The following is a 16,109-nucleotide window of genomic DNA, read 5'->3' as shown; positions in this document are numbered from 1 at the left end:
GCTGCTCAGGATTTAACCAAGCCTTGTTGCACCGCAGAAAAACTCCACCCACCGCCCCACACAGAATTGACTTGGCGGAATGGCTGCAGTATCGCTCCAGAAAATAGTTAAGATTCTGCTAATTTCCGCCGAATAATTGGAGGTTGAGATGTTCGACCAGACTGCGGTTCCTGTTAACGAGTATGCCCGTTACTCTCGTTTCGAAAGCCGTTTCGGCCGGAAGTCGACCCAGCAGCCCATGTTCTTCATGGTGAAGCGCGCTTTCGACATCGTTCTCTGTATCGCCATGCTGCCGCTCCTGGGCCTGTTCATGCTGGCGCTGCTGCTGATCAACCCCTTCATGAATAAGGGAAAACTCTTCTTTGTCCAAACCCGGATGGGTCGGCACTGCAAACCCTTCCGGGCGATCAAGTTCCGAACCATGCGCGACGCCTCAGCGGTAGCAGCCAAGCGCACCGCAAACTGCCCGCTGGAGGTCGATCGTATCACCAAGCTTGGCCGCTACCTGCGCAAGTGCCGGATCGACGAGCTGCCGCAGATTCTGAACGTGCTGCGCGGGGACATGAGCCTGATCGGGCCGCGTCCGGATTACTATGACCACGCCCTGCACTTCCTCGAAGAAGTGCGTGGCTACCGCGAACGGCACCTCGTCCGCCCCGGGATCAGCGGGCTCGCGCAGACCGAGCTCGGCTATATCGAGGGGGTGGAAGCCACCCGCCGCAAGGTGCGCGCCGATCTCTACTACATCACCAATGCCGGTTTCCGGCTGGAAGCCTGGATCATCTGGCGCACCCTGTCGGTGGTGTTCCGCTGCGCCGGCGCCTGATCCGCAGGCAGCGGCCCCGGCTTACAGATTTGCGAGAAACGTGACGCCGTCCATGGAAACATGGGCGGCGCTCAGCTTTCCGGTGGCATAGGCCCCGGTATCGGTGGCGATGCGGCCGGCCACAACTTGCGGCTCTGGCACGACGGTATGGCCATGCACCACCCAGAGCCCGTCCCGACGGGGCGTCTTCTCGAAGTCCGGATGGCCCCACATCAGAACGGAGGGCCGCTGCTCCGCCAGAGGCAGCGCGGGATCCATTCCGGCATGGACCACCACGACATTTCCCGACTGCCAGGACAGCGGCAGGCCCGTCAGCCAGTCGAGCAGATCCGGCCCCATCGCCTCTGCCAGTTTGTCGCGCAGCACTCTATGAGAAGTCTGCCCCGGTCGGTGACCGATGCCATAGCTGGCAAGGGTCTGCAGCCCGCCATGACGCAGCCAAAACGCCCCCCCCTCCTCGGGGTTTTTCAGAAAATCCAGGCACATCTGCTCGTGATTGCCTTTCAGGCAAACAAACCTGTCGCCAAACTCCCGGGAAAGCTCCCGGAGCCAGGCTAAGGTTTTTGCGGACTGCTCGCCCCGGTCCATGTAATCGCCAAGGCAGATGACAGGGGGGACTGGATGCAGGGCTTCAATCTTGGACAGCAAGTCTTCAAGCGCGGGCAGGCAGCCATGGATGTCGCCGATGGCGCAGAACGGTACATCGGGAGCTAGGGGGGCATCGAATGTTGGCTTCGGTTGGCCCGAACTCTTGGCTCTGAACAGGTGGCGGAGAATCTTCATGTGCCCCCTATATCGGGGACACATGGCCTAGGCGAGGGGCCTTGCAGCCCGCGGAAAGGTCAAAGAGCGCTTCGTGCAGCAGAGTTTATTAAGGTCGGGAAAAGCTGCTGCAGGGCGCGGTTCCACTGCGTGATCGGCTGTTCTTTGATGAAGATGACGTCATTGGGGCGCAGCTGGAAGCGAGTGGCCAAGATCATGTCAGCGGCGTTGCGCGCATTGAGGTGATAGGCCGTGATCGCGCCCACCACGTCAGGCCGGGAAGACCCGCGCAGCACATAGATCTGGCTGGGATCACCCGTCGTGTTGCTAAACCCGCCTGCATCATAAAGCGCATCGGCCAGCGTCGCATGCTGGTTGAAGGGGAGCGCGAACCGGCTCTGAGCCTTCACCTCGCCGGAGAGGTAAACGTAATCCCGCTCGATCGCCCCCAACTCATCCTGCAGTTGGAACAGGTCACGGCGATCGCTCAACGCGTTCCGCTGCAGGGCGATTTCATCTACCAGCACTTCAATTGCAGACGCGCGCACCTCGTTGCGCAGGGTGATGACATCGATCTGCGCCTGGTAGAATTCCATGGCGCGGTCGAGGTCGTAGCTGGTGTCGACAAAGACCGCATCGCCGTTGAGCAGCACCTTCTGCTGCAGGTCAGAGCGCTGCAGATAGGTTTCCACCGGCATCTGATAGAGCGTGCCGCCCCGGTAGACCCGGATCGAGGCGAATTCCACGTCCCGCACCGTTATCCCGCCCGCCGCGGTCAGCGCCTCGGCCAGGGTCAGCCGGTTAGGCGTGATCGGCAGCAGGGCAGGCGTTCCCACGGCACCGCCCACGGTGACCTTCTGCGAGTTGAACTCCGCCACTTCGAGGCTGAAGCTCGGGTTGATCTGGTTTTCCACAAGGACTTGGAAAATCTGGTCCTCGGCCTGCTGCAGGGTGCGGCCTTCGACCTGCACGGCGCCGATCTCGGGAATGGCGATGCTGCCGTCATCGCGCACCGTATAGCCCTGACGCTGATTCTGCGCCGCCAGAAGCCCGGAAAGCTGTTCCACCGTATCGCCCGCGCTGCGGGTCGCCAGCAGCAGGACATCGCCCACGCCGATGCGATAGGGTTGGGGCTGGACCTCGGGCAGCGGCCGCAATTCCAGCACGCGGCGGTTTTCATCGGGAAGATAGGGCATCGCGGGCAGCGCCCCCGGCCCCATCAGCCCCGATCCCGTTCCGGCGGTGGCGAAGAATTCGGCGGGCAGCTGCCGGGGCGTGTATTTTGCGGCATTGGCGAGCACGACCGTTTCCGCATCCAGCGGCACCACCGTGACTGGCGCGCCTGCGGCGCGTTCCCTGACCGACGGGCTGTTATAGGAAACGCCGCAGCCCGCAGCGAGGCCCAGCAGAGCCAGTGTGGCGATCCTAGCAAAGGTCATCATATCGAAAGGCACTGAAATCCTCGCGTTCTAAAAATGGTCCAATTGACTGAGAGGATCGGACCGGATCAGCCTGACCCCTGTTTACTATGTCCGCTCCTGCGACACGACCTTGCCGCGTTCCCTGAGCCGGACAATCAAATTCGATCGCGCCAAATCTGCAACAATCCGGCATTTCCGCTTCACATTGCGTAGAACAGGTCATCATTTCCGGCAAGAGCTTGCAGTATGCCTGCGTCCTGCAGGAAGACCGGGATCCGTGCAAGACCGGACTTGAACTCTGCAGACAGGACCGTCAGGCTCGGGCGCATAAGAGTGACGAAGTTGTTTTCATGACCATATTTGGGACCGCGACATGAGCACGCCCACACAGATCATGTCTCTGGCAGACCATCTTGCCCGAACGGGCCAGCCGGTTGAAGCCGAGACCTGCCCGGCGCTGTCTTGGACGCCCTTTGCCTCCTACGGCTTTGCCCGGGAGTTTCTGTCGGTCCCGGTCGTGCTGGCCGAGCTGCACCAGACCGCCTGCGCCATGCCGATCCTCTTCGCCTCCCATGGCGGGGCGCTCTATCCCGCCGCCCTGCTCCGGCTGCAGGACGAGGCCGACACCCGCCTGATCACCGAGACCGGCGACTGGAGCGGCATCTATGTGCCGGGGCTGCTGCGCGCCCATCCCTTTGCCTGCGCGCTCGCGCCGGATTTCCGCATCCTCCGCGATCCCGGCAGCCCCTGTTTCGGCCCGGGCAGCGCGGCGCCGCGGCGGGCCTTCGACGGCACCGGCGCCCCGACCCCGGATTTCACCAGGCTGCAGGCCTTCCTGCAGGCCTGGCATCTCTCGCTGCGCCAGACGCTGCGCGCCGGAGCCGCCATTGCCAAGGCCGCGCTGCTGCGGCCCGCGCAGAGCCTGCCCGCCTTTGCCGATCCCTGTTTCGCGCCCTACCGGGTCGTCGATCCGCCGGCCCTGTCGCGGCTGGGACAGGCGCGCAAGCTCGCCCTGCTGGACACGGGCGCGATGGAGCTTCTGCATGCGCATCTGACCTCGCTCGAGACCGTGCCGCATCTGCGGCGGCTGGCCCGGGCCCTGCGCGCGGGCCCCCGGCAGACCGGGGCGCAGAGCCCGTCGCCCGACGGTCTCGGGGGCTTTCTCGACGCCATGACGCTCGCCTATGAGCAAGACAGCGCAACCTCACCTTACTCAACCTCCGAGGGATCATGACCAGCTGGCACGGTATCATCTGCATCGCGGCGTCGGTAATCGCTCTGGGGGGATGCGCGGACCGCGCCCCGCAGCAGGACGCCGCCCCCGTGGCTCCCGCCGCCACAGCCTCCCCCCCGCCCGCGCCGCCCGCCGCCCGTCTGGCGCCGGATCTTGGACGCAGCGCCTTTGGCGCCTCGGTGGCCCGCGCGGTGCTGACCAGCCCCGACGTGCGCATCGCCACCTCCGAGATCGGCTCGGCCCGGGCCGAGCTGGTCGCGGCCAAGGGCGCCTTCCGCCCGGAATTCTCCACCGGGCTCGACCTGCAGTCGCGCTATTCCTCGCGCAGCGACAGCACCAACAGCAGCACCAGCCCCTATGTGCGGGTGAGCCAGCTGATCTATGACGGTGGCGTGGCCCGCAACCAGCGCACCGCCGCCACCGCCGGGGTCTGGCAGGCGCGCGACGCGCGGCTGGTGCAGGCCGCAGGCGCCGCCATGGCGGCGGTCGAGGCGCATGTGGGCGTGCTGGCCGCGCAGGAGGTTCTGGCGCTGACCCAGCAGAATCTCGACACCCATCGCGATTACATGACCCAGATCGAGGAGCGCCGCAGCGTCGGCGCGGGGCTCGAATCCGACGTGCTGACCATCCGCAGCCGTCTGGCCGATGCCGAGACCCGCGCCGCCGATGCCGAGGCCGGGCTGGATCAGGCCCGCGCCATCTATGCCGAGGTCTTCGACACCGACCCCTCCGCCCTCAGCGCCCCGCCCCGCGCCCCCGCGCTGGACTGGAGCACCGAGCGCACCATCGCGGCCAGCCCGCGGATGCGCAGCCTCGAAGGCCAGATCGAGGCCGCCGAGGCGCGGCTGCGGGCGGTGCGCGCCCAGCAGACCCCCCGGGTCGAACTGGGCAGCACGGCGCTGCGCGGCGATCGCGGCGGGGCGGATGTGGTTTTCGATATCTCGGTCGACTACACCTTCGACACCCGCCAGCAGTCCAGCGCCGCCATCGACCGGGCCGAGGCCGAACTGGACGGGCTGCGCTACGAGAAGGACCGGCTGGGCCGCGACATCCGCCGCGCGCTGGATTTCCTCGCCTCGGACCGCACCGCCGGGGAACGCCGCCTGACCGCCGCCCGCGCCGCCGTGGAGGCGAGCGAGGCCAATGTCGCCGCCGCCCGCGACGAATTCTCCATCGGGCGCCGCTCGCTGCTCGAGGTGCTGGACGCGCAGCGCGAATTTCTCGAAGCGCAGCGCACGCTGGTCGATGCCCGCCGGGAACGGCTGCTCACGGGCTATCAGGCGCTGGCCCTGACCGGCGACATCCTTGACGCCTTCGGCATCGCGCTCGAACCCGTGGTGCTGCCATGACCACGCCCGCCGCCCTGACCGAGGCGCCGCAGCGGCCGCTTTCGGCGCTGGAGGCCTGCCTTTTGCATGTCACCTCCGAACTCGACCGGCCGATCACCCATGCCGCGCTCTATTCGGCGGTCTCCGATCCGGAGGGCTACCTCACCATTCCCGACGCGCTGCAGGTGGCGGAACGGGCGGGGCTGCAGGCGGCCTTTGGCGCGCATCCGCTGAAGCGCTTCGATGACAGCCTGACCCCGGCGATCCTGTTTCTGGAAAATGACCGCGCGGTGGTGCTGCACCGGGTGCGGGGCAAGACCTGCATCGTCTATGATCCCGATCTGGGCGAGCGTCCCGGCGAGATCGCCCGCGACCGGCTGGCGGCGGGCTATACCGGCCATGCCCTGCTGCTGCGCGCCGATTACCGCGAGGATCTGGCGCGCACCCGCCCGGCGCGCGGGCACTGGTTCTGGTCCTCGCTCGCCGCGAACCGCTGGTCCTATGCGCAGGTGATCCTTGCGGCGGTGCTGACCTCGGTGCTGGGCCTGTCCACCTCGATCTTCACCATGGTGGTCTATGACCGCATCCTGCCGAACGAGGCGACGGAATCGCTGATCGCGCTGACGATCGGCATCGGCATCGCGCTGGTCTTCGACTTTCTCATCAAGACCCTGCGAGCGGGCTTCATCGACCGGGCCGGGGAAAAGGCCGATCTGATGATGGGGCGGCGCATCTTCGACCAACTTCTGGATCTGCAGCTGGCGGCCCGGCGCGGCAGCACCGGGGCCATGGCCAGCACCCTGCGCGAATTCGAGACGCTGCGCGACTTCTTCACCTCCGCCAGCCTCGTGGCGCTGGTCGACCTGCCCTTCATCCTGCTGTTCATCTTCGTCATCCACCTGATCGGCGGGCCTCTGGCGCTGATCCCCGCCATCGCGGTGCCGCTGGTGCTGGTGGTGGGGCTGGCGGTGCAGCCTTTTCTGGGCCGGCTCGCCGAGCGCAGCCAGCTGGACGGGCAGTCCAAGCAGAGCGTGCTGGTCGAGACCATCACCGGGCTGGAGACGATCAAGGCCAGCGGCGCGGCGCGCTTCATGCGCGCCCGCTGGGAGGAGGCCATCTCCAAACAGGCCCGGCACGGCGGCCAGAGCCGCGCCATCACCCAGTTCGCCCTGAACGCCACCGCCTTCACCCAGCAGGCGGCGCAGGTGATGATCATCTTCTACGGGGTGTTCCTGATCTCCGAAGGCGTGACCTCGATGGGGGCGCTCATCGCCAGCGTGATCCTGACCGGGCGCTGTCTGGCGCCGCTGGCGCAGCTGGCCCAGACCCTGACCCGGCTCAATCAGGCCCGCAGCTCGTTCCGCTCGCTCAACGCGCTGATGCGCGCCGACAGCGAGCGCCCGGATGACCGCAGCTGGATCTCCCGCCCGGTGCTGCATGGCGAGATCACCTTCGAGGAGGTGCGCTTCACCTATCCCGGCCAGCTCGTGGAGACGCTGAAAGGCGTGTCCTTCACCATCCAGCCCGGCGAGAAGGTCGCGATCCTCGGCCGGATCGGCTCGGGCAAGAGCACCGTGGCGCGGATGCTGCTCGGGCTCTACCAGCCCGCCTCGGGGGCGGTGCGGGTGGACGGGGTGGACATCCGCCAGATCGATCCGGGCGACCTGCGCCGCAATATCGGCGCGGTGCTGCAGGATGTCTGGCTGTTCACCGGGACGCTGCGCGACAATATCGCCATCGGCGGCATCCGGCCCTCGGATGCCGAGATCCTCAAGGCCTCTCAGATCGCCGGGGTCGAAGATTTTGTCGCCCGCCACCCCGCCGGCTATGACATGCCGCTTGGCGAGAAGGGCGAGGGCCTGTCGGGCGGCCAGAAACAGGCGATCAGCCTTGCCCGCGCGCTGGTGGGCGATCCGCCGATCCTGCTGCTGGACGAGCCGACCAGCGCCATGGACGTGCAGAAGGAGGCCGAGGTCATCCAGAACCTGCGCAGCCGCATGAAGGACAGCACGATGATCATCGTCACCCACCGCACCTCGCTGCTCGATCTGGTCGACCGGGTCATCGTGATCGGCGACGGCAAGGTGCAGGCCGACGGCCCCAAGAGCCTGTTGCAGCGCAACTCCGCCACCACACCCCGCGCCGTGGGGACCGGCGCATGAGCGGGCACCGGGATTTCGAGGCGCTGGCCCGGCAGATGAAGGGCCGGTCGCCCGCGCGCAACAGCCTGCTGCTGCTGCTGATCCTCGGCTTCATCGCCGCCGCCGTCCTCTGGGCGGCGCTGACCGAGATCGACGACGTCACCCGGGCGGACGGGCGCGTGGTGCCCTCGGGCGACGTGCAGATCATCGAGGCGGCGGAAAACGGTGTGCTGGAGGCGCTGCATGTCAGCGAGGGCGAGGTGGTGGCGGCCGATGCCCTGCTGATGGAACTGGACGGGATGCAGCTGACCGCGCAGCTCGATCAGGAACAGCAGCGCGCCTATGGGCTCATGGCCCGGATCGAGCGGCTGGAAACCGAGATCGCCGGCACGGAGGAAGGGCTGACCTTCGAGGAGTCGCTGGTGGCGCTGGCCCCGGAGGTGGTGAAGACCGAGGCCGCGCTCTACCAGGGGCGGCTCGATTCCCTCTCCACCGAGATCGCCATTCTGGAAAACCAGCGCGAGCAGCGCCAGCGCGAGCATGAGGAAGAACTGGTGGGTCTTGCCACCGCCGAGGAGACGCTGGCGGTCATGGCCGAGGAACGCGCCATGATGGAGCCGCTGGTGACGCGCGGCATCGAACCCCAGACCACGCTGCTGACCCTGCGCCGGAGCGAGGTGGAATGGGAGGGGCGCAAGGTGCGGGCCGAGGCGGCGATCGGGCGGTTCGCCTCGGTCATGGCCGAGATCGACGCGAAGATCGCGGCGCAGAAACGCAGCTACCGCGCCGATGCGCTCACCGATCTTGCGATCTCCACCGCCGAGCTTGCGGCGCTGAAACCCTCCCTGCCCGCCCTGCAGCAGCGCGCGGGCCGGGCCCAGATCCGCGCGCCGCTGCGCGGCGTGGTCAACCGCATCCACCGCACCACCCGCGGCAGCATGGCTCGGGCCGGCGAGCCGCTGCTGGAGATCGTGCCGCTTGACGACACACTGCTGGTCGAAGCCTATATCCAGCCCGATGACATCGCCTTTCTCTATCCCGGCCAGAAGGTGAAGGTGAAGATCACCGCCTATGATTTCGCGCGCTACGGCGCGCTGGACGGGGAGATCCTGCGCATCGGCGCCGACACGATCCAGCGCTCGGAACGCAATGACGAGGAGGTCTTCGTGGCCGAGATCCGCACGCAGAGCACGATCCTCGACGCGGCCGGAGAGACGGTGCAGATCATGCCCGGCATGATCGCCCAGGTCGATATCCTCGCCGGGCGCAAGACCGTGCTCGATTACATCATCAAGCCGGTGATCAAGGTCAAGGATCAGGCCTTCCGCGAGTAGAGGGCGTCTTCCGGATCCCGGAAACTTCCCGTCGCTGGCCCGGACGGCCAGCGACAGAAGGGCCGTCTGCGCGCGGGTGAGTCTCTCAGACCCACCGCCCGATCGCGCTGACCCGGACGTTGCGCACCTGCGCCGCCGGGTCGATCGGGGTGATGCCGGTCAGGTTCAGCACCACCGAGACGCCGCCGGATCCCTGTCGGCACAGGCCGAATTGCGACGCGGAACAGTTGATGTAGTCGGATCCCGAATTGGGCGCGGTCAGGCTGACGCTGCGCGTGCCGACAAAGGGCTGGGCAAAGGACCATGTGCCGCCGACATTGTTATAGGCTCCGGCCAGCATGGTCAGGCTGTGGGTGCAGATCTGCGTGCCATCGGCAAGCCGCAGAAAGCTGCCATTGGCGGTGCTGCCCGACTGGATCGCGGCCCCGGTGGGCTGGCCGCCGCTCTGGCTGACCTCGCCCAGCAGGTTGCCGCGGCTGTAGCCGTAATCGGCGCGCATCAGCCGCCCCGGCGTCACGTCGCTGGCCGAGGCCTGCACCGCCGCGCCGCTGACATGGCCGGTTTCCCCGTCCACCACCAGCGCCTCGATCCAGGCGCTGCCCTCGGCGCTGACCTTCAGCGCCCAGTCGTCGCGGCCCGAAAGCCCCATCTCGGCCCGGCCCGACCAGTTGCTCTGAAAGAGCAGGCTCGCGGTGTCAGCGGGCGTGGCCTTGTTGACCTTCAGCTGATGGCCCGCCCCGGCATGGCTGAAGAGCGAGGCCTCGGCGGCCAGCGCCAGCCGGTTGACCGCGTCATGCGCCGCCCCGATGCCCAACCCCGGCAGCTGGTCCAGATCGGGCTGGCGGATTTCCCAGGCGCTGCCGGTCCAGACCACCTGCCGGCCTTCGGCGCGCACCTCGGCCCACCAGCCGGGGGCGGGCGGCACGAAGCGCCAGACCCCGCTGTCGAACACCGCCACCGCGCCCTCCTGCCCAGCCCAGTCCCCCACCGCCCCGGGCGCCACCAGATGGCGCTGGCCCTGCCCCGGCTCGGCGGGGGGCGCGGTGCGGCTGCGATCCTCCACCACCAGCTGCACCGCCGCCTCCAGCAGCAGCAGCGCCTCGTTCACGGTCACATGTTTCTGCGCCTGCGCGGGCTGCAGCAGCGGCAGGGCAAGGATGGGCGAGGTGTCGGGCATGGGGCTCTCCGCGGTCTGATCCGCGGGCAGGCTAGAGGCGCGGAGCTTGCCGGTTTCTTGCCGCCCCGCGCGCCGGAGGTGCCGCCGCCGCAACAGCGCCACCCAAGGCCCCGCCGCGAAACCTTTCGCATGCGAAAGGTTTCAGCGCCCGCGCGCGCGCAGCCAGGCCGAAAGATCGGCGATGAAGCCGCGATCCACCGCCTCCCCGCTCAGCACCACATGGCCGGCCCGCGCCTCCATGCGCACCGGCGGGGTGCGGGCGGGCACCGCCGCAGGCTGGGCCGGGCCGCGGCGGGCCCCCAGAAAGGCCTGCAGCCGCGCCGCCTCGTCTTCGGCATCGCGCGGCGGGCGCGCCTCCAGATCCGCGCGCAGGGCTTCCGCCTGTCCCTCCGCCTCCAGCGCCTTCGACAGCGCCAGCCCCAGCCGCTCGGTCAGAGCGGCGGGATGGCGCAGCGCCCCGTCCAGCGCCTGCACCACGGGCAGGAAGGATTTGATCTTGGACCGCCGCGCATAAGAGGCCGAGGCAAAGAGCGTCTGCAGCGCCTGTTTCTCGGTCTCGAACACCTCCGCCTCCAGCGCGCGCAGCACGATGCGGGCGCGTTCGTAATGCGAAAGATCGGCGCGGATCTCGTTTTCCTCGACCATGGCCACATAGCTTGCGGCCAGATCCTGCGGCTGGCGCAGCAGCGCCAGCACCTGCGCAAACCGCGCCTCGCCGGTCTCTGCCGCAAGCTGGCGCAGCGCCAGCAGCCGCCGCCAGCCGGAGATCAGCCCGTAGCGCGGACCCTGCCCCCCGGGCAGCGCCATCACCTCGATGGGCGTCTGCTGGCCGCGGGCGCGCAGGCTCTGCTTCAGCGCCTCAAAAGCCTCGGGCTCCACCCCCAGCCGGTCGCGCATCAGATGCTCGGCCTCGATCTGCTCCAGCGGCAGGGCGCGGATCATCCGGCCCTCGGCCTCGGCCCGGGCCAGAATGCCGGTCATCTCCGACAGCGCCGCCTCGGTGGCGGCGGCCCCCGCCACCTGCGCGATGGGCGGGCGCAGCGGGCTGAGCGGCCCGCCCTGCCCCGGCGCTGGGGCTGCCGCCCCCGGTGCTGTCTGTGCGGGCACGGCGCCCGGCTGCGGATCCGGTTCCGCCCCGAACCCGGCCTGCGCGGGTGTCAGCCGTCTGCGTTTTGCCATGACCCCGGTCCTTTCCCTGTGCTGGTCCGGCGCGGGCCCGCGCCGGAAGATGGAGATGCGCCGCGGCCTCAGCCTTCGGCCCGCGCCAGATCCTCGCGCCGCCAGATGCCGACCAGCAGCCGCTTGAAGGCGGCATAGGTCTCGTCGAAGGTCTGCCGCCCGCGGGCATAGGTCTCGCGGTTGAAATCGCGGTAATCGGCCTCGTAGATGCCCGCCACCTGTTCGCCCGCCTGCCCGATCAGCGCGGTGAAATCCTGCCGGTGCGGGCTCAGCACCGGACCCAGATAGGCCTGCATCAGGGCGGCCAGTTCCGCCTGCTGGTTGCCGTCATAACGGGTGATGACCGCGCGCACCGCATCCCATTCAAAGGCGAGCCCCTCGCGCCCCAGCGCGCGGGCCGCCATGTTCTCCGCCTCTTCGATAGAGGCGAAGGTGGAATGCAGCATGTCGAAAAACCGCCCCGTGCTGTCAAATTCCAGAAACGAGGCCCCGAGCGGCACCAGCAGGATATCCGCCGCCGCCAGCCCGTTGATGGTCAGATATCCCAGCGCGGGCGGCGTATCGAGAAAGATCAGGTCATACTGGTCAAGGATGCCATCCGCCTCGAGGCTTTCCGACAGCGCATCCCAGAGCTTCCAGCTGCGCCCCTGCATCCGCCAGACCGGGATCTGGAATTCCGCCCAGTAAAGGTTCAGCTGCGCGCCGATCAGGTCGATATTGGGCCAGTGGGTTTTCTGCACCAGCGCGCCCGCCTCCAGCTTCAGCGCCTCCGACAGCGTGTCGTCCAGCGGCAGCGGGCTGTCGCCGCGATCCACCCGGGCGCGGTTCTCGGCCTGCTGGTGGCGGGCGTAATGGCGGGCGAGCAGCGGGAAGACCGTTGCCCATTCATCCGCCACGCGCCCCCCGAAGATCGAGGTCATCGAGCCCTGGCTGTCCAGATCGATGACCAGCACCCTGTAGCCATCAAGGGCGGCCGACATGGCCAGATGCGCGCAGGTCGAGGTCTTGCCCACCCCGCCCTTGAAATTCGCCACCGCCACGATCTTGGCGGGCAGGCCCTCGGGGCGGTAGGGGCGGTATTCCTTGGCCCGGGATCCTTCCGCCGCGAAATGCGCGCGCAGCCGCAGCACCTCATCAAGCGTGAACCAGCGCGCCGCCCCTTCCGAGGCGGCACGCCCCTGCGGCAGGTCGGGATGCTGGCGCAGCACCCGGCGGAAATGCGCGGGTGCGACCGGGATCAGGTAGCGGGTGATCTCCCATGTGGAGAAGAGCCGCAGTTCCTTGCGGCCCTCGGGGTTGAGCCCGCGCCCGGCCAGATCGTCGCGCCCGCGCCCGCAGGCGGCGGCGATCTCGGCAAAGCGCGCGCTGCCTGCGGGCGCGCCCAGATCGGCCAGCGCCTGATCGGGATCGATGTTGAAATAGGGGGGTAGGGTCAGGGTCTCGGGGGCCATGCCTGCGCCTCATGTATCGCGTTTTTTTCAGGATATCACAAAACGCGGTACATGAAAGGATTTTGAGGACACCATCATAATTTCTTTGCAAAATCTATGGGTTGTCGGGGGGTGTCCGGGCGGGCCGGGCCTTGCCTGTGGCAAATCCGTCGCGCGGGATCTGTTAAATTGGGTTAGTTATATGTTACAGGTCCCGGGCTTGCGGTGCAAACCCCTGTATTTCAAGCCGGATCGGCGCTGACGGGCGACACAGGCGATTCCGAAACCACGCTCAAACGATTCCGATCCCCCGATGAGGTGACTCCAAAGCCACGTTCGCGGCGGTCTGCGCACTGGACGCGGGCTGTGGACAACTTTAGTCTGGGTGTCACTGAAACCACGATGCGCCAAGGCCGACAGCAGAGCGGCCGCGCAGCGACGATCCCCCGGGGCGGGGCAGAGGGCAGGCTGATGAGCGGGGTGATCCCGGCACGCGGCGGAGGGCGGGAGCCCGACCGCCAACCGACGGCGGATTTCTTCCTCTGCGACATCTTTGATGCCTCGCCGAAGGATGACATGGCGAGCATGGAGCATCCGCTGTTCAGCCTTGCCACCCGGCCCGACCGCCGCATCCTGAGCTATGACCATAACGGCACCCGCATCGAGGTGGTGCCTTCGGTCAAGGGGCTGGCGACGATCCATGACAAGGACATCCTGATCTACTGCATCAGCCAGCTGATGGCGGCGATGAATGCGGGCCGCAGCCTCAGCCGCACCCTGCATCTGCGCGCCCATGACCTGCTGGTGGCCACCAACCGCGAAACCTCTGGCGATGGCTACAAGCGCCTGCGCGAGGCTTTCGAGCGGCTGGCGGGCACGCGCATCACCACCAATTACGAAACCGGCGGCCATGAGGTGACCACCGGCTTCGGCCTGATCGAAAGCTGGCAGATCGTGCGCAAGTCGCGCGGCGGGCGCATGGTCAGCGTCGCGGTCACGCTCAGCGAATGGCTGTGGCGCGCGGTGCTGTCGAAATCGGTGCTGACGCTCAGCCGCGAGTATTTCCAGCTGCGCAAGCCGCTGGAGCGGCGCATCTACGAGCTGATCCGCAAACATTGCGGCCGCCAGCCCGCATGGCGCGTCTCGGTGGAGGTGCTGCACAAGAAATCCGGATCCGCCTCGCCGCGCCGGGTGTTCCGCCGCATGCTGCGCGACATGATCGCCGCTGATCTTCTGCCCGATTACCACCTCTCCGAGGAGCCGGGCGACGTGATCCGCGCCAGCCCCCGCGCCAGCATGGTGGAGCCCCCCGTCCAGAGCCCGCGCCCGCAGCTGGCCGCAGCCACGCTGGAGGCCGCGCGCGCCACAGCCCCCGGCGCCGATGTCTATGCGCTGCAGGCGGAATGGGAGGCGATGTGGCGCCGCTCCGGCAGCCCGGTGCTGCGCAGCCCCGACCGCGCCTTTCTGGGCTGGCTGGCCCGCCGCGGCGAGGGCTGATCCTCGCGGGATCCCGCGCGCGCCGGGGGCTGCTGGTGACAGGCCGGGGGCCGGATGCTAAGAGCCGGACAGCATTCATCATCCGGATTGAAAGGCGTTTGCGCCCATGCAGATCGAAGAGACCGGGCTTGACGGCGTCAGGCTCATTACCCCCCGACGCTTTGGCGATCACCGCGGCTTCTTTTCCGAAAGCTGGTCGCGCAAGGCGCTGGCGGATCACGGCATCAGCATCGATTTCGTGCAGGACAACCATTCGCTGTCGATGACGCCGGGCACGGTGCGCGGCCTGCATTTTCAGGCGCCGCCCCGCGCGCAGGACAAGCTGGTGCGCTGCGGGCGCGGCGCGCTCTTCGATGTGGCGGTGGACATCCGCCGCGGCAGCCCGACCTATGGCAGATGGGTGGGCTATGAGCTGAGCTTCGAAAATGGCCGCCAGCTGCTGGTGCCCGCAGGCTTTGCCCATGGCTTCATGACCCTGCTGCCCGAGACCGAGATCGTCTACAAATGCTCCGACACCTATGCGCCGGAAACCGAAGGCGCGCTGCTGTGGAACGACCCCGGGATCGGCATCGACTGGCCGCTGTCGGGGATCGAGCCGGTGATTTCCGCCAAGGATGCCGAGGCGGGCGGCATCGCCGGGTTTGACAGCCCTTTCGCATGGAAAGACTGACAGCATGAAGATCCTTGTGACCGGCGGCGCCGGGTTTATCGGTTCGGCGGTGGTGCGGCTTGCCATCGCGCGCGGCCATCAGGTGGTCAATCTGGACGCGCTGACCTATGCGGCCTGTCTCGACAATGTGGCGCCGGTGGCCGACAGCCCCGATTACGCCTTCGAGCAAGCCGATATCCGCGACCGCGCGGCGCTTGACCGCATCCTCGCGCAGCACCGCCCCGAGGCCATCCTGCATCTGGCGGCGGAATCCCATGTCGACCGGTCGATCGACGGGCCGGGCACCTTCATCGACACCAACATCACCGGCACCTACACCCTGCTGGAGGCGGCGCGGAGCTACTGGCAGGCCGAAGGCCGCCCCGCGGCTTTCCGCTTTCACCACATCTCCACCGACGAGGTCTTCGGCTCGCTGCCCGCCGATCCGGCGGTGAAATTCACCGAGACCACGCCTTACGATCCGCGCTCGCCCTATTCGGCGTCGAAGGCCGGATCGGACCATCTGGTCCGCGCCTGGCACGAGACCTATGGCCTGCCGGTGGTGCTGACCAACTGCTCCAACAATTACGGTCCCTATCATTTCCCCGAAAAGCTGGTGCCGGTCATCATCCTCAACGCGCTGGCCGGAAAGCCGCTGCCGATCTATGGCGACGGCTCCAACATCCGCGACTGGCTTTACGTGGAGGATCACGCCGACGCGCTGCTGCTGGTGGTGCAGAAGGGCGCGGTCGGGCGCAGCTACAATATCGGCGGCGAGAACGAGCGCAGCAATCTTGACCTGGTGCGCACGCTCTGCGCCATCCTCGACGATCTGCGCCCCAAGGCCAGCGGCAGCTATGCCGACCAGATCACCTTCGTGACCGACCGTCCGGGCCATGACGCGCGCTATGCCATCGACCCGACCCGCATCCGCGAGGAACTGGGCTGGCGGCCTTCGGTCACGGTGGAAGAAGGCCTGCGTCGCACGGTGCAGTGGTATCTCGACAATCCCGCCTGGTGGCAGGCGCTGCAGTCGCGCCACGGCGTGGGCGAACGGCTGGGCGTCACCGCATGACACCCGGACCTTGCGCAAACCTTTCGCATGCGAAAGGTTTGGCAGACGGCGCTGCG

Annotated in this window: 13 protein-coding genes; 8 read left to right on the top strand and 5 right to left on the bottom strand. The window is 67.6% G+C overall.

Annotated features, from left to right (window positions below; all coding sequences use genetic code 11):
* The first annotated feature begins 148 nt into the window (after positions 1-148).
* A complete protein-coding gene (locus VK682_RS21300; protein WP_324782521.1) occupies positions 149-826 on the top strand; it encodes a sugar transferase in 678 nt (225 codons plus the stop codon).
* Between the two features lie 21 nt (positions 827-847).
* On the opposite strand, the gene VK682_RS21295 is transcribed toward VK682_RS21300, so the two are convergent.
* Both VK682_RS21295 and VK682_RS21290 read right to left on the bottom strand, forming a co-directional pair.
* Positions 848-1,609: a metallophosphoesterase family protein gene (locus VK682_RS21295; RefSeq protein ID WP_324782520.1), complete on the bottom strand. Its 762-nt coding sequence runs from the start codon at positions 1,607-1,609 to the stop codon at positions 848-850.
* Positions 1,610-1,668: 59 nt separating this feature from the next.
* Positions 1,669-3,042 (bottom strand): polysaccharide biosynthesis/export family protein, encoded by a 1,374-nt coding sequence (locus tag VK682_RS21290; RefSeq protein ID WP_324782519.1) that lies wholly within the window; start codon positions 3,040-3,042, stop codon positions 1,669-1,671.
* Positions 3,043-3,382: 340 nt separating this feature from the next.
* Here VK682_RS21290 and VK682_RS21285 point away from each other — a divergent pair, with 340 nt between their 5' ends.
* Genes VK682_RS21285 through VK682_RS21270 form a run of 4 tightly spaced genes read left to right on the top strand, consistent with a single transcriptional unit; the run spans position 3,383 to position 9,046 of the window.
* Positions 3,383-4,243 (top strand): SapC family protein, encoded by an 861-nt coding sequence (locus VK682_RS21285; protein ID WP_324782518.1) that lies wholly within the window; start codon positions 3,383-3,385, stop codon positions 4,241-4,243.
* The gene (locus VK682_RS21280) at positions 4,240-5,592 is read left to right on the top strand and encodes a TolC family protein (protein WP_089849363.1); all 1,353 of its coding nucleotides are present in this window, start codon (positions 4,240-4,242) and stop codon (positions 5,590-5,592) included. The genes VK682_RS21285 and VK682_RS21280 overlap by 4 nt, the downstream gene beginning before the upstream one ends.
* On the top strand, positions 5,589-7,733 hold the full coding sequence (locus VK682_RS21275; RefSeq protein WP_089849361.1) for a type I secretion system permease/ATPase: 2,145 nt from the start codon (positions 5,589-5,591) through the stop codon (positions 7,731-7,733). The genes VK682_RS21280 and VK682_RS21275 overlap by 4 nt, the downstream gene beginning before the upstream one ends.
* Positions 7,730-9,046 (top strand): HlyD family type I secretion periplasmic adaptor subunit, encoded by a 1,317-nt coding sequence (locus VK682_RS21270; RefSeq protein WP_089849359.1) that lies wholly within the window; start codon positions 7,730-7,732, stop codon positions 9,044-9,046. The genes VK682_RS21275 and VK682_RS21270 overlap by 4 nt, the downstream gene beginning before the upstream one ends.
* A gap of 85 nt (positions 9,047-9,131) precedes the next feature.
* On the opposite strand, the gene VK682_RS21265 is transcribed toward VK682_RS21270, so the two are convergent.
* The 3 genes from VK682_RS21265 to VK682_RS21255 all read right to left on the bottom strand — a co-directional run bounded on the left by VK682_RS21265 (position 9,132) and on the right by VK682_RS21255 (position 12,853).
* Positions 9,132-10,223 (bottom strand): DUF2793 domain-containing protein, encoded by a 1,092-nt coding sequence (locus VK682_RS21265; RefSeq protein WP_324782517.1) that lies wholly within the window; start codon positions 10,221-10,223, stop codon positions 9,132-9,134.
* A gap of 141 nt (positions 10,224-10,364) precedes the next feature.
* Positions 10,365-11,402 carry a ParB/RepB/Spo0J family partition protein gene (locus VK682_RS21260; protein WP_089849356.1) on the bottom strand — a complete coding sequence of 346 codons (1,038 nt, stop codon included), beginning with the start codon at positions 11,400-11,402 and terminating at the stop codon, positions 10,365-10,367.
* A gap of 68 nt (positions 11,403-11,470) precedes the next feature.
* Entirely contained in the window at positions 11,471-12,853 is a 1,383-nt protein-coding gene (locus VK682_RS21255) for an AAA family ATPase (protein ID WP_089849354.1), read from the bottom strand.
* A gap of 450 nt (positions 12,854-13,303) precedes the next feature.
* Here VK682_RS21255 and VK682_RS21250 point away from each other — a divergent pair, with 450 nt between their 5' ends.
* The 3 genes from VK682_RS21250 to rfbB all read left to right on the top strand — a co-directional run bounded on the left by VK682_RS21250 (position 13,304) and on the right by rfbB (position 16,053).
* Positions 13,304-14,329, top strand: coding sequence for a replication initiator protein A (locus tag VK682_RS21250; RefSeq protein ID WP_089849352.1), 1,026 nt, complete (start codon positions 13,304-13,306; stop codon positions 14,327-14,329).
* A gap of 106 nt (positions 14,330-14,435) precedes the next feature.
* Positions 14,436-14,999 (top strand): dTDP-4-dehydrorhamnose 3,5-epimerase, encoded by a 564-nt coding sequence (rfbC, locus tag VK682_RS21245; protein WP_089849349.1) that lies wholly within the window; start codon positions 14,436-14,438, stop codon positions 14,997-14,999.
* Between the two features lie 4 nt (positions 15,000-15,003).
* Positions 15,004-16,053: a dTDP-glucose 4,6-dehydratase gene (rfbB, locus tag VK682_RS21240; protein WP_089849348.1), complete on the top strand. Its 1,050-nt coding sequence runs from the start codon at positions 15,004-15,006 to the stop codon at positions 16,051-16,053.
* The last annotated feature ends 56 nt before the right edge of the window (positions 16,054-16,109 follow it).

Source organism: Salipiger marinus (assembly GCF_035481585.1).
Taxonomy (GTDB): domain Bacteria; phylum Pseudomonadota; class Alphaproteobacteria; order Rhodobacterales; family Rhodobacteraceae; genus Salipiger; species Salipiger marinus.
The sequence above is the reverse complement of the archived record's forward strand: the minus strand, read 5'-3'. Positions and strand labels throughout refer to the sequence as shown.